The 13390-nt window shown below is 57.2% G+C and carries 12 protein-coding genes; 2 read left to right on the top strand and 10 right to left on the bottom strand.

Features of this window, described 5'->3' with window-relative positions:
- Window positions 1-66 precede the first annotated feature (66 nt).
- The 3 genes from AADW22_RS15625 to AADW22_RS15615 all read right to left on the bottom strand — a co-directional run bounded on the left by AADW22_RS15625 (window position 67) and on the right by AADW22_RS15615 (window position 2695).
- On the bottom strand, window positions 67-1038 hold the full coding sequence (locus AADW22_RS15625) for an MBL fold metallo-hydrolase (RefSeq protein ID WP_009807958.1): 972 nt from the start codon (window positions 1036-1038) through the stop codon (window positions 67-69).
- A gap of 204 nt (window positions 1039-1242) precedes the next feature.
- The gene (locus AADW22_RS15620) at window positions 1243-2184 is read right to left on the bottom strand and encodes an ArdC family protein (RefSeq protein ID WP_009807959.1); all 942 of its coding nucleotides are present in this window, start codon (window positions 2182-2184) and stop codon (window positions 1243-1245) included.
- Window positions 2185-2224: 40 nt separating this feature from the next.
- Window positions 2225-2695: a hypothetical protein gene (locus tag AADW22_RS15615; protein ID WP_009807960.1), complete on the bottom strand. Its 471-nt coding sequence runs from the start codon at window positions 2693-2695 to the stop codon at window positions 2225-2227.
- A 293-nt stretch (window positions 2696-2988) separates the two neighbouring features.
- Here AADW22_RS15615 and AADW22_RS15610 point away from each other — a divergent pair, with 293 nt between their 5' ends.
- Window positions 2989-4191 carry a Fic family protein gene (locus AADW22_RS15610; RefSeq protein ID WP_009807962.1) on the top strand — a complete coding sequence of 401 codons (1203 nt, stop codon included), beginning with the start codon at window positions 2989-2991 and terminating at the stop codon, window positions 4189-4191.
- Between the two features lie 212 nt (window positions 4192-4403).
- Here the strand turns inward: AADW22_RS15610 and repC are convergent, their stop codons facing one another.
- From repC to AADW22_RS15590, 4 genes are all read right to left on the bottom strand, one after another.
- Window positions 4404-5459 carry a plasmid replication protein RepC gene (repC, locus tag AADW22_RS15605; protein ID WP_009807963.1) on the bottom strand — a complete coding sequence of 352 codons (1056 nt, stop codon included), beginning with the start codon at window positions 5457-5459 and terminating at the stop codon, window positions 4404-4406.
- Window positions 5460-5697: 238 nt separating this feature from the next.
- Window positions 5698-6666 carry a plasmid partitioning protein RepB gene (repB, locus tag AADW22_RS15600; protein WP_024099295.1) on the bottom strand — a complete coding sequence of 323 codons (969 nt, stop codon included), beginning with the start codon at window positions 6664-6666 and terminating at the stop codon, window positions 5698-5700.
- Entirely contained in the window at window positions 6666-7865 is a 1200-nt protein-coding gene (gene repA / locus AADW22_RS15595; RefSeq protein WP_009807965.1) for a plasmid partitioning protein RepA, read from the bottom strand. The genes repB and repA overlap by 1 nt, the downstream gene beginning before the upstream one ends.
- Before the next feature lie 341 nt (window positions 7866-8206).
- The gene (locus AADW22_RS15590) at window positions 8207-9115 is read right to left on the bottom strand and encodes a recombinase family protein (protein WP_009807966.1); all 909 of its coding nucleotides are present in this window, start codon (window positions 9113-9115) and stop codon (window positions 8207-8209) included.
- A 226-nt stretch (window positions 9116-9341) separates the two neighbouring features.
- On the opposite strand from AADW22_RS15590, the gene AADW22_RS15585 reads away from it, so the two are divergent.
- Window positions 9342-10421, top strand: coding sequence for a hypothetical protein (locus AADW22_RS15585; protein ID WP_407474649.1), 1080 nt, complete (start codon window positions 9342-9344; stop codon window positions 10419-10421).
- 174 nt (window positions 10422-10595) lie between these two features.
- Here AADW22_RS15585 and AADW22_RS15580 read toward each other — a convergent pair whose 3' ends face one another.
- The 3 genes from AADW22_RS15580 to AADW22_RS15570 form a co-directional block, all read right to left on the bottom strand.
- A complete protein-coding gene (locus AADW22_RS15580; protein ID WP_407474648.1) occupies window positions 10596-11285 on the bottom strand; it encodes a hypothetical protein in 690 nt (229 codons plus the stop codon).
- Window positions 11286-11743: 458 nt separating this feature from the next.
- On the bottom strand, window positions 11744-12151 hold the full coding sequence (locus AADW22_RS15575) for a DUF6326 family protein (RefSeq protein ID WP_407474647.1): 408 nt from the start codon (window positions 12149-12151) through the stop codon (window positions 11744-11746).
- A gap of 13 nt (window positions 12152-12164) precedes the next feature.
- Entirely contained in the window at window positions 12165-13364 is a 1200-nt protein-coding gene (locus AADW22_RS15570; protein WP_407474646.1) for an RNA polymerase sigma factor, read from the bottom strand.
- Window positions 13365-13390 lie beyond the last annotated feature (26 nt).

The following is a 13390-nucleotide window of genomic DNA, read 5'->3' as shown; positions in this document are numbered from 1 at the left end:
GCTACCTAAGTGTAACGACCGGTCCGAAAATCCGCGACCAGCTCTCAGCTTGGTGGGACGACTGCTTTATATGTGCTGCCATTCTTCTGGAACCCAAGCGTAGGCCCCGTCTTTTTCTTCGACATGACCGATACCAGGGAACGGCAAATGGGTGCCCGCAACGGCGATCTTGTCGGCAACCACCATATCCAAGACACGGCGGCGCGTCTCGGCGGCCTGCACGCCATCTGCGTCAAAGGCGATACCGGCATCAGGGTGGCTAAACTGCAGCGACGCCACAGCTGTGCTGTCTCCCCATATGATCAACTGATCAGAGCCATCCGACACACGGACCCCACTGTGTCCTGGGGTATGCCCCGGCATTGCCAAAGTGGTGAGGCCGCCACCAAGATCGGTATTGTCGCCAAACATTTCGGTCCGCTGAGTGTAGGCCTCGCTGACAGCACGTGCCAAGGCAAAGAAACCTTGCGAAGACTCCGGCGCACCCGATGCGATCATCTCGTCCGTCCAGAAGGCATGATCGGTTTCGCTGACATGCAACGATGCATTCGGGAAGACCGGGCCATTATCTGCGATCAATCCCCCGATGTGATCCGGATGCATGTGCGTCAACACAATGCGCGTCACGTCTTCAGGTGCAACGCCAAGCAACTCCAGCGATGTGCGCAACCTGCCTGCTGTTGGTCCAAAGGCACTGCCCGCACCAGCATCGACCAAGCTGACCTGGTCTCCTTGGCGAATGACGTGAGTACTGATTGCCAGCGGAATCGGATTCGCGGGGTCAAGATAGGCCGCCTTCATTCCTTCCGCGATTTGCTCGTCCCCGAGGTTCGTCACAAGATTCTGATCGAGCTTGAAATACCCGTCCAGCAATGTCGTCACGCGCAGATTGCCTACCATACGATCATAGAAGGTTGGAAGTGGTGCCGTTGCATGGCCCGCGGCTTGCAGGGGGTGTGGGCGTCCGGCGGCAAGAAGGGCGGCGCCACCCGCGGCGCCCAGAATCAATCCACGGCGCGAAAGATCAAAAGAAGTCATGAGTTTTTCCTTGTTTCATATGCAGAACTTCAATTCTGCGTTTTGTATGCTTTTAGTTAAATAGGTCCAAATTTCAGATGACCACCCACCGAGAGCATGAACAGACCAACGGCCCACGGACGAGCAGCGGACATCTTACGGATTTGCAGCACACCACAACTCGGGCTCACAGCTGCCATTTTCTGCTTTGCGGCAAAGCATAGGTCAAGCGGCCTTGGCGCTGCGCTCTGCCCTGCCCGCCTCTGATCTGGCGATCAGATAATTACATGCGCGCTGCGCATCGGCGGCGTGCTTGAAGATCGCGTTCTTGTCAGAGCGCAGAACGCGCAGCCAGTTGTAGAGATAGGCCGCGTTCATCTCGAGCGTATGCGCCGTAAAGCCGAGCGTCTGCCCAAGAAACACCGAGGTCAGTTCGGCGACGATCTCCTCGCGCGCGTATGAGGTGTTACCGAACTTTGAGAGACCGAAATCACGCTTCAGTCGATGGGGAGCTTTTGTGGCATGAGCCAGCTCATGCGCCCAGACCCCGTAGAAGTTCCGCGGGTTCTCGAACCGCGCGATCGACGGCATGAACACCTTGTCCACGGGCGGCAGGTAGTAGGCTTCCGTCCCCGTGAAGACGGTCGTGATATCGAGGGCATCGAAAAACGCCTGCATATGCGGGATGGGCTCGGACGGCGGATGCTCGGGCGCGGGCTCCGGGTCGGGGAAGAAGCTATCGGGCAGGCCATCGATCTGGCAGGCATTGAACACGCGGTAGGATTTCTGAAAGCGAAAGATGCGGGCTTCCTCGGAGTGATCATCCCCGTCGCTGCGGTCATGCTCATCGCCGCCCGCGTCTTTCCGGCTTTGACCGTAATAGACGACGACAGAGGATTTCTCGCCCTTGCGGACCTTTGCGTCCAAGGCATTGGCCTGCGGCAACGTCATCCAGAAGGGAGAGCTGTGGCCCGCCATCACGGTCCGCATCGTCAGCAGGAAGTTGTTCACTCCCTGGTAGGGTTCTCCGCCCACGCGCAGGGGACGAGAGCTGCCACCTGCGGTCCATGGCTTGCGCCACGGCAGGACGCCGCGCTCGATGATGCGGATGATTTCGTTTGTGATGACCTCGGAGGCATCGAATTTGGGCGTGCGGGATCGGGCCATGGCTGGCGTCCTTTCGAGTGTTGATGAGAGGGAGTGGTGATCAGATTGACTGACGGGGCCTCGGATCGTTGATGATCCTGGCGCCGAGCCCTTCGACCATGTCGATGTAGGTGGTCAGCGAGACGGACCTGCCAGGACCGCAAGGGTCAGGGTCGACCGATCCGTCCCGCGCCACGCACGGCAAGTTCGCGAAGGCGGTGACATCGGTGACGGATCGGATATCGATGAACGGCGTTCCTCGTGCGACCGCGAGGGCGGCCAAGGGAAAGCGCTCGATGGGCGCGAGAGTCGAAACGGTGGTCCAACCGAGATGGAGGAATGTCCCGCCATCCCCGCAGATCACATGCGCGTTTGGCAATGACGCCGCCTGCTTCAGATAGCCGAGATCACGCAGGACGGTCTGGCGTTCGAGACGCTGTGCCAGCGCCGTCTGGCCAGTTCGGCGCAGCTCTCTATGCCGCCACCAGGAGGCGGCGGTTGCGCGGAGCACGCGCAAGACACCTGTTTGCATGGGAGCGCCCTTCATCCGGAACGGCAGACCGGAACCCGGCCCGGACCCATCTGAGGGACCCCAAAGGCCCTCATCCGTCAGTCACAAAACCCGAAGAACACTTTCTCTTTTTCCGGCCCCTTTGGGCACACAACAAAACCGAAAAGCCCGGCCCTTCTGCCGAAGCCATTGATTTCATGCAGCAATTCCAGATCGGCAGGCAAGATCGGCAACGCATATCGGCAAAACCTTGCTTGAAAGTACGAAATGTGTTTATTTTTCAATTACTTTGCAAACATGGAAGATCGGCAAAAATGCTGGAAACACCCGCCAGGATCGAACCCTGCTTCTTCGAGGAGCATATTCCTACAGAACTGGCAGACCTTTCGGTCGACATCCAGAGGGAAGCCACTGGGCTGGGACAAGGGTTGCATCCTGACAGCGCAGCCGAACTTGCCGATCTCGTCCGTGTGATGAACTGCTACTACTCCAACCTGATCGAAGGACACAACACGCGCCCCCGCGACATCGAAAGGGCGCTGGCTGGTGCCGAGCTTGAGGAAGAAACCCGTCCCCTCGCCCTTGAGGCCCGGGCGCACGTCATCGTTCAACGGGCCATCGACGAGATGCATCGCAAGGGCACCCTGCCCCGCCCCACATCCGTCGAATTCCTGACTTGGGTCCATAAGAGCTTCTACGACGAGATGCCGGATGAGTTTCGGGTCATCGAACATCCCGACGGCACACAAGAGCCCATCGTTCCGGGACGCATGCGCCAGGATGATGATCGGGAAGTTGCGGTCGGGCGCCACCTACCTCCTTCATCGTCGCGCGTCGCCGCATTCATGGACCATTTCGACAAACGATTTCAGATTGCGGCGCGGTCTTCGAGCGGACGGATCATCGCGATCGCCTCTGCGCATCACCGGCTCAACTACATCCACCCTTTCCCGGATGGTAACGGCCGTGTCAGCAGACTGATGTCTCATGCCATGGGCCTCACAGCGGGGATTGGTGGCCAAGGGCTCTGGTCCGTATCACGTGGGCTGGCCCGCGGGTTAACCGATCGGGGCGAGTACAAACGGATGATGGATCTGGCCGACAGTCCACGCCGCGGAGACCGCGACGGACGGGGGAACCTGTCAGAAGCGGCACTGAAGACGTTTAGTGAATGGTTCCTAAAGGTGACGCTCGACCAGATCAGCTTCTCAGCAAGATTGTTCGATCTCGGCGGATTGGACCAACGGTATCGTCGTCTTGTTGCAGATACCATCGATGACAAGCGAGCGCCGGAACTAATCTCGGCGGTTCTTCGTCATGGGGCACTGGAACGAGGCGATGCGCAGATTGTGCTCAAGACGTCCGAGCGTACTGCTCGCAACACGCTGAGTAAACTGACCGCCGCCGGATACATGACGTCCGCCTCGCCGAAGACGCCGGTTCGGTTGGCGTTTCCGTTGGATTATCGAGAGCGGCTCTTTCCAAACCTCTTTGGAGACGGTGACCTTCCACAATAACTTTAGGCATTTAGGGTGTAATGCCTGGCCGCCGATTTCTTCCATGAGCGGCCAGATTTTCATCAAGGCTTGCTCGTGTGTCACTTGTCCACCGCGGTGGACATCTGCTGGTCTGAGATAAACTGAAGAACCACCACGCGCCGCTATGTGCGTTTGGACAGTTTTGGTTGCCACAAGCGCCGCTTCTCGCTCGAAGTCCACCGCGGTGGACATTAGACAGTTCGCTCATTGTTTTCGGACAGTCGCTTGATCAAAGCTAATGGATCAAATTGGTTTTGCCTTTGACCCAGGGTGATACTGTGAAAATACGCTCCAAAATCCCTGATGCGTTTTCCAAGCTGTAGCATGATGAAGATCGCGCATGACGCTTTCTGAGCTCCTACAGCATTCTTGGCTTTCTCGAAAGTCTCTGGGTGAATGCCCATCATGGGTGCAAGTGTTCGAGCATGGTTTTCAATGTCCAACCAGTTTCTAAGTCTCTCTGTGGAGAACGATGTCGCCTGATCGCAGACTGAGGTCAGCAAGTCTGGTTTCAGGGCCTCAAGGCCTATGTTGCTATCTAAATCTTTTTTTTCTTCTTCAGACTTAGATTGATGCCGGACAGTTTGTCCGTCATTGGCGGGCAATTCCATAGTTTCAGGCGGGTCATCCGGGGTAGACAAACTCTGGCATTCTGCATCTGTATTGGCGAGCAGAGCGTGGTATTCGGGGAGGCTCAGCTTCCTGCGTAGAGCTTTCCGTGCGTGGTTGATGAATGCGTTGCTAGGATCGTGCTCTTCCAAATGGGCGAGCTTTGTAAGGATCTGTTTGCGGACAAATATCCGATCTCGCCGGTTATTCTCCATCTCTTGCGCGATGGCTATAAGCTCGCTCGCACGTTGGAGCAGGGGGGTGAGAGACAATCCATAACTGATGCACTCCCCGCCGGATGAGCGAACGCGGTAGCGCTTTCGGTTCGAGCTGTCATTGCGCTTGATGAATCCGAGTTCAACGAAGCGGTTGATGTGCCTCCGGAGTGTCCGTTCGTCGATTCCGCCAACGCGCTGGCAAAGTGAATTGTTAGACGCAAAAACCGTTTCGCCATGGCCAGGTTTCAGAAAACTGAGCATTGCTTGAAGTGTCTGTATGTGGCCAGGACGTAGACCAAACACGCTGCGTGCATCTCTCAGGGCTCTGAAGATGGTCCAGACGTCGGTTTCAGATGGGGGAAATGAGCCGCGGGTTGCATCAGCACCTGCGGCTTCGATCGAGAGTTTTGTAAATGCCATGGCTTGTTCACGACGACCGTTCGGCCCACAACTTCCCCGTCTCTTTCCTCGAATTTTCGCGGAAAAAGGCAAAAAATATCAGTCCACCGAATCGGTGACTCTTGACCGGTATGCTGGAGGTTGCTACATCAAAGATGCTAATCAGATGATGAGGGCTCTCCAGGGGAAACTTTGGGGGGCTCTTTTCTTTCGGGTCTTCGCTTTTCTCCTCTGCTCGTGTTGCTCTGTGTGGCCTGGGTTAGGACCCAGAGCCTCTCTCATTCCGCCACTGTACGAAGAGTTGCAAAAGCGTAGCTTCCGCGTGCTCTTCGAGCCATTGGCCGAATTCTGGATTGTCCTTCTTGGTGACCTTGAGCGCGATCGCCTTCTCATCGATTGTCAGCGTGCCCAATGAACTGCCGTTCTCATCATTGATGACCGAAGTCAGCCCACGATTGGGCGGCTTCTTGTCGCTACGTGCTTTGCTCGAGCAAGCCGAATAGACCGCTTGGAACTTTTCGGAACTAGGAGTGTCGTCGGGCAGGGCGGCGAGCGCCTCTTTGGCGATGTCCACCAAATCTACCTTCACCGACAAGGCAGCTAGATCACCCCACTGCCGTCGTCCGATCCCATGTGCTGGCCCGATGAGTTGAACAAGACCGTCTGGCAGTTGTTCTATGACGACCCTGTGGTTGGATACGCCTTGCCGGGTCAGACCTAGAGCATCTTGAATGACACCGGGTTTGTACCCGGATTCTTGCATCTCTTTGATAAAAAGAGACTTTTCTATAAAAGACGGATCAAGCCTGAGGTTGTTCTCCTGGCCTTGAGCGATCAGAGATGCGTCATCGTCCAAGGTTCGAACAATTGCCTTGACCGTTCCACCGACCTTACGGATCGCCGCAAGCCTGCGGCGGCCGTAGATGATGCGGTATCTGTCCGGTTGGGCTGATGGACGGACCATGATGGGCACTTGTTGGCCATGCTTGCGAATGCTCTCGGCCAACTCATCGATACTGGAATCTTCCAGCACCAACCGATCGCGCAGCCCATCCATGTCAATCTGATCGGGTTCGATATCGCGAATCGAGTTTGCTGTGATCTCGCGCAAAGAGTCGCGCAATCCTCCAACAGATCCCGGCAGCTTTGCCGCTTTTGGCGGGGTAGGGGAGGGGGCTCCGCTCTCCGTCTCATTCCTTGGAGGCTGGTTGAAGATGTTTCGGGCCATCAGCGACGCCCCCATGCCATTTGGATCGTCTGCTCTAGCTCATCGCCAACGCCATTCACGCTGGTCAGGGCGCGATCAATTGTCTTTCTGATGAATTGGCTTGGATCGACTTCGTAGACGGTCTGCTGGGTCATCCCCGCGTCGGAGATCGCCGTAGACTTCAGCATTGGCTCTGTCATGACCTGACCTGCCAGAATTGATCTCAGGTAGCCTGCCATTTGGGTCTGCGGACCGTCCGACGGTTCATATCTGGTAATCAGGAACTTGACAAAATCCCATGTGACACGCCGACCGATGGCTTCCTCCACGGCCTTGACCGTTTCTGAAGCAAGCTTCAGGAATTGGCTCATGGATGCGATGTCAAGCATGCCAGGTACCACGGTAACCAAAAGCCCCGTCGAGGCTGCCAGCGCAGTCAGGGTTAGAAACCCAAGCTGAGGCGGGCAGTCGATCAGGACGATGTCGTAGTTTGCCTCAACCTCTTCAAGCGCCAAGGCGAGGCGCTCTGCAAAGATGGGCTGTACGCGACGGGCGAGAGCGTTTGCGGTCTCGGTTTCGTACTCCGAGAGCATCAAACCGGCGGGCACCATGTCGAGCTTATGGAAGTAGGTCTTTTGGATGACGTTCGAGAGAGGAACTTGGTCCTCATATCTCAAAGCATCATAGATTGTGCCGCCATCGGCGAACTCAAGCTCGGGCCGAAAGCCGAAAAACGTGGTCAAACTTGCTTGCGGATCGAGGTCTAGGACCAGCACGCGGTAACCGCGCAAGGCATACCTTTGCGCAAGATGAATCGTTGCAGTAGTCTTTGATGAGCCGCCTTTGAAGTTGACGACGGATATCACCTGGAGACGATCGCCATCACGTCGACCTGGGCGGTAGCTTTCTGCGTTCTTTCCAGTGCGTCCAAGAACATCGCGCAACTCATCAATCTCTTGGGCTGTGTAGAACCGGTGTCCGCGGTTGTCTGTATGCACTTCCGGGAAGCTGCCGTCCTTGTGCCGGTTGCGCAGGTTAGATGTGCTTACGCGCAGGAGGCCGGCGACTTCGGTGGAACTGAAGCGACGTAGGGACTTTCGTTCTTCGGGTTCGAAAGCGATCTTCATCTGGCGATCCAAAGACTCAGCCAGATTGTCGGCAAATGCTCCGATATCGGAAGAGCCTATGCCTTGCGTGTATCCAATGTTACGATCATCCATGTCCTGCCGCCCACTCTCGGCCTCTGTTGAGGCTCTTAGTCATTCTGACGGTGTACAGCGTGTCTGACGCGTTTTGCCGTCAGAATGGGAATGCCACGATCCAGTGAGTCCGGCAAGAAGAATCTAAATGTAGTGTGAAAGTTATCCACAACACCTATAGGTGTTGTCGTGTAAAAAACTCAGCAAGTCATTGATATAGATATATTAAATGCAGATCTAACCAAATCGAGCCGCTACTCTGTTGAGTTGGCACATTAGCAGCTAACCCCAAGCAACTAATGGCACTTTCTGCCTCCTGCGGAGTTTTCTCCCGGTGAAATTTTTTGGATTCGGGTCAGAAGCTACATCTGATTTTGGCTCGATTCGTACGGCATGAGGCCAAGTCGTTCCGCCCGCTCCAACAGCATTTTCACCGAAGACGGCTGCCATCTTGTTCGGCCACGAGGCGTGCGTTCGCGCATCGCTTCCAGCCGGGTGCAGATCGCCTGAAGCGTGATGTCGGGGTCCGCGCCCTTGATGCCGGCGACGATGGCGGGCAGACGGTCGTCGGTTTCGCGGCGCCCGGCGCGGGCCAGCACCTCGGCCGGCAGGAAGCCGTCGCCGACATAGGCCTTCACAGCGCGCAAGAGACGGCTTTGGGTCCAGCGACGCGCCTCGGGCAAGGGGCCGTTGATGATGCGCACCACGTCTTCCCAGGCCAAGTCGGGTCGCAACCGGCGCACATGGGGCACCCAATCTTGTGCCGTCTCGTTCAGACGCTCCATGTAGCCGTCTTGTCGCGCCAGCCGTACTTTGCGAAGAGCAGCAGGGTCTTTGGCCCGCAGTCCAGGGTTCCCGCCGACCCGGCCCTTGGTACGGGCGCTCGCCAGCCCTGCTTTGGTACGTTCCCGGATCAGCGCCCGCTCGAACTCGGCCGCGGCGCCCAGAACCTGCAGCGTGAACTTGCCTTGCGGGGATCCGGTGTCGATCGGGTCCTGAATGGAACGAAAGAACGCCCCCCTGGCCTCCAACCGTTCGATCACCTCGAGAAGGTGCGACAGAGACCGTGCGAGCCGGTCGATCCGTACGACAACCAGCGTGTCGCCCTTGCTAATGCGCTCCAGCAAGCGGGCAAGCACCGGCCGGGCACGATTGCCGCCTGAGGCGTGCTCTTCGAAGATCTCGACGCATCCCGCAGTTTGCAGGGCCTCAGACTGGGGCAGGGGGGTCTGATCCTCTGTGGATACGCGCGCATAGCCTATCAGGGGCATGAAAATCGGCCGTTTGCAATTTCATATACCGTTACTAAACGACCGTTTGTAAACAGATGCAAGGGCGTGCTCTGTGGCGCTGTTCATCACAAAGCCCTTGGGTTCCATACGCTGAGCGCGATCAGAGATATCTCGCAGACCACCGCGCGCGCGTGCTATATAAAGTGTGCAGGCGCACCCTGACAAAACACTTGGGTAAAATGCAAAACTGCCGTATTTTGCACATATGAAGCCTCAAGTATCCACACAGTATGGTAGTTTTGATGATCCTCTAGAGGATCTGGAAGGGCTTGAAGAGACGTCTGAGGACGACCTGTGGTTCCTGCCCGGTCCGATGGAAGTGGAGCCGGATTATCTGCCGCCCGGACCGAGGGCAGAGCTGCGTGAAACCGCAGTCCTTGACGATTGGCGGAAGGCAGAGGCAGGCAATGCTGCCCATCTCGCCCGTGTGGCTGGCCGGATTGGCGCGCTGGATGACCGTCTGCACCGTGGCCCGGAGGGCTGGCGGCACAGGCTCGCGCTGATGGAGGCGGCAGACCTCAGCTGGTTTGTGGGTGACCGAATTGGCCCGGATCGGCTGGCGCTTTGGATATCCATGCGCTTGTCCGGGGTGCAGGACGACACCGCAGCGCTCGCGCGTGTCGGATGGGCAGTGCGGCGTCTTACAGGCGGTCCCGGCCCAGAGGTGGACCTGTCCGCTTTCCTCGATCGCCGTGACCCTGAAAACATGGCGGATGAAGCCGAGCCCTTTGCGGATCGCGCGGGCGGTTGGCTTGACCTGATGGCGCAAGCCGCCGACCTGCACCCGATCACACGCGCCTGCATGGGGTTTCACCTCTGGAACCTTGCGGGCCTCGGGCAACAGGGCGACCGGATGGAAGCGGCGGTTACCGCCGCACGCATTGCCGCCAGCGAAGGCCCGAATTCGAATGGGGGGGTCATCTTTGCGCCTCTGGCTATACGCGGGGCAGGGGGGTTGCGTGCCAGTGGCCCACCAGCTGAGCGCTTGGAGCGTTGGTTCGAGGGGATGGAAACAGCATGCCTGACCGCGATGCGGCACCTCGACGATATCCAGGCATGGTCAGCGCGGGCGGAAACCATGATGGCCCCGCTCTCTGGCAAGACACCAACAGCATTGCGCGCGGTGCTGACCGAATGGCCCGTCGTCTCCGCTCCAATGGCCGAGACCCTGACCGGTGCCAGCCGCGCCGCCGTCCAGCGCAACCTCGCCTGGATGGAAACGCGAGGCCTTATCCGCGAGGTGACCGGGCAAGGGCGGTATCGGATGTGGTGCGCCACCAACTGAAAACCGCAGCAAAATTTATGGCCTCCAGCAGATCCTCTATGGGGTCTGCTCCGGTAGGTGGGCGTATTGTACGTTAGCAAAAGACGTTCGTACACGACGCAGCGAATGAGGAAAAAGAGCCCAGAGTGACTGATGCTGCGTGGGGCACGAATGGCTGCTCTAGGCACCCCTTGGTTAGCGCTTCTTGGGAATCTCTTTAAGTTCTGGGTTTGATGGGTCGTCGTTCGCAATAATAACTTGAGCAAAATGTTCTGGGCGGTTTTCTTGGATGTAAAGGTCACAGGCAGACTGATAGCGACTTTCATGAAGGTCTTTGGCAGCTGAGATGCCTCCAAGTTTTGGTGCATCTCGACGCGTCCCGCGTTCGGTTGCAACATCCCGAGTTACGTCTAGAAAAATGGAGTAGTCCCAAGATTCCCGCAAAACAGGTCCAAGCAAGAAACTTCCGTCAACAATCAATACCGTATCGCGCGTGACAGAAATTGGGTCGGGGTCTAGAGGCTTATCTGTCTCGAAATCAAACGATGCGGTTTGTACCAACCAGCCTTCTGGCTCGGCATCACTTTCGCCCAGAATATCAAGAAGTCGCCGACGAACGGCGGCCAGATCATAAGCGTCTTCGTAGTATCCTCGCGCTGAAGAGCGCCCTTGACGGTATCGAATGGCCCGAGGGTTATGAAACCCGTCCACCCCAACGTGAAGAACTGGTCGTCCCATGCTTTCCAAGGTTTTCGCGAGTTCCATTGCGAAGGTTGTCTTCCCAGATGCAATTCGACCGTTAACCGCAACGCGAATGGGGTGAGTAGTAGGTATTTGATTTATCTGATCGGCCAATTTTGCAGTCAATTGCTTTCGTTTATCCATTTGCGGGTCACCTTAAGTGTCTCTCGTGGGAGCTCTGGTACTCCCGGCTTATTTTTTTTGCTAGGTGCAAATTGCTATCAGAACTGCACACACGCTGAGCCTGCCTTCGTGCTACAGCGGAGAACGGCAAAAAATATCCCGCACTGCTGCCGGTCGGATGTAAATCAGCATGCTGCACCGCCGCAAGTCAGCGTCGAGCCCAGAGACACCGATGCTGCATCTTGCACCAACGTCTGTTTAGGCGAAACAAGCTGTATTATTGATAGGACATGATAGGCCAAACGCTCCCGAACCAAGTATGTCTTGATCTAGGATCACCAAAACCAGCTCTGGTGAACGCACTAGCAAACTCAGATTAAAAGTGTCGGCCGCTACGTTCTTCCAGTCAAGTGGGCTTCCTAAAACGGCCTCATTGCCTCAAAAGTAGGTAAGAAAATGTCTACAATGCTATGGGCTATTCACTGCTCTGAACTTGTCCATCCTAACGCTGGTGTCCGCCAGACAAGCCATGCAATTCCGATTAGGGCGAGAATTTCGCAACTGGCAAAGAATATGTAATGCGGCTTCAGTGATCCGCCGCCGATTACGAACAGCGCAGTGACGACGATAGCGGTCGTGTTGACCAACCGCCATAAGCGTTGCGGCATCAGTTGCATCGCGACAATCATCGCGATGGGTATCTGGATGAAGACCGCGGCGACAAGCATCATGTTTTCCGTGATCGTTACGCCTTCGATGACGCCACTTATGACTTCAGGAATGACACCGGTCGTGTATAGGCCAAGGATATCGGCGAACGCGATGTTGAGCGCGACGAAGGTCCATAAGGCTGAAAGAAAGTTCCGGCGATTGGTTTGGTTATGCATTTGGTTGGTCCTTTCAATGTCTTGTTTCGAACCGCGCGAGTTTTTCGCGCGCGCTGACCAAGAATTGTCGTGCGGGAGTTGAAAGCGTGAGGGAAATTGCGCGGGAATAGGCGTCTTGGGCCTCCACTGTGGCGTCAGACCGACCCAGCAGGTGGGCTCGCGTTGCCCAATAGGGCTGAAACCTGTCCAGCCGCTGGTTGCTGAGATTGCCCAAAGCGGCAAGCCCGGCGGGAGGGCCATGAACCTCGCCAATTACTGCGGCTTGGCTGACATACGCGCCCAAGGTGGGGGCGATACGCGTCAGACCTTCATAAAGTGCGAGAAGCGCATCCCAATCGGTTTTACCGGTGCGTGCGCGGGCCGCGTGGACTGATTGAATTGAAGCCTCGATCTGAAAGCGGCCGGGCCGCCCCAGATTGAACGCCCGTCGCAACCGCGCATCGGCAGCATCGATAAGCGCATGGTCCCACAGGTCACTCGATTGCTCCGTAAGCGGAACGTATGACCCCGCCTGAAGCCGCGCCAGCCTGCGCGAATGAAGAAAGCCCAGAAGCGCCGAAAGGCCAAGGACCTCGGCGTCATCGTCGATTTGGGTGGCCAGCAAATCCGCAAGATAGACCGCCTCGCGCTGGATACTGTCAGCATCCGGCCCGTCAAGCCAGACAAGGGCGTAACAGCCGTAAATGGCTTCGGTCACGTCGCGCAGCCGTTGTGATCTGATGGCCATGTCGGGGACGCGAAACGGGATGGCGTTGGCCTTGATCCGTTCCTTGGCACGCACCAGAACCTTGGACATCGCAGCCGGGGAGCCGACATAGGCGCGTGCGATTTCAGCCGCGGTAAAGCCCAGAACCGTCTGTAGCATCAACGGGCTGCGGGCGGCCTCATTGATACCGGGATGCGCGCAAACGAACAGCAGCGCCATGCGCGGGTCGTCGTGTTGGAAAGAGATCGGGTTTGGCATGGTCAAATGGTGCTCTTCAATCGGCGTGGGGTGAAGTTTCAAGGCGCGGCGATGCGCATCGGTCATGCGGTTGCGCGCCACGCGCACCAGCCAGCCCTCGGGGTTGTCGGGAATCCCGGAGGCAGGCCAGTTTTCCAAGGCGGCTCGAAGCGCGTCCGACAACGCATCTTCGGCCCCGGCAATGTCGCCACCGTGCGCCGAAAGAATCCCGATCAGTCGCCCATAACTGGCGCGCGCGACTTGGGCCACGCGCGCCTCCGCTGTTCCGTGAGAAG

This window comes from Sulfitobacter sp. PM12, from assembly GCF_045586035.1.
Lineage (GTDB): Bacteria > Pseudomonadota > Alphaproteobacteria > Rhodobacterales > Rhodobacteraceae > Sulfitobacter > Sulfitobacter pontiacus.
The sequence above is the reverse complement of the archived record's forward strand: the minus strand, read 5'-3'. Positions and strand labels throughout refer to the sequence as shown.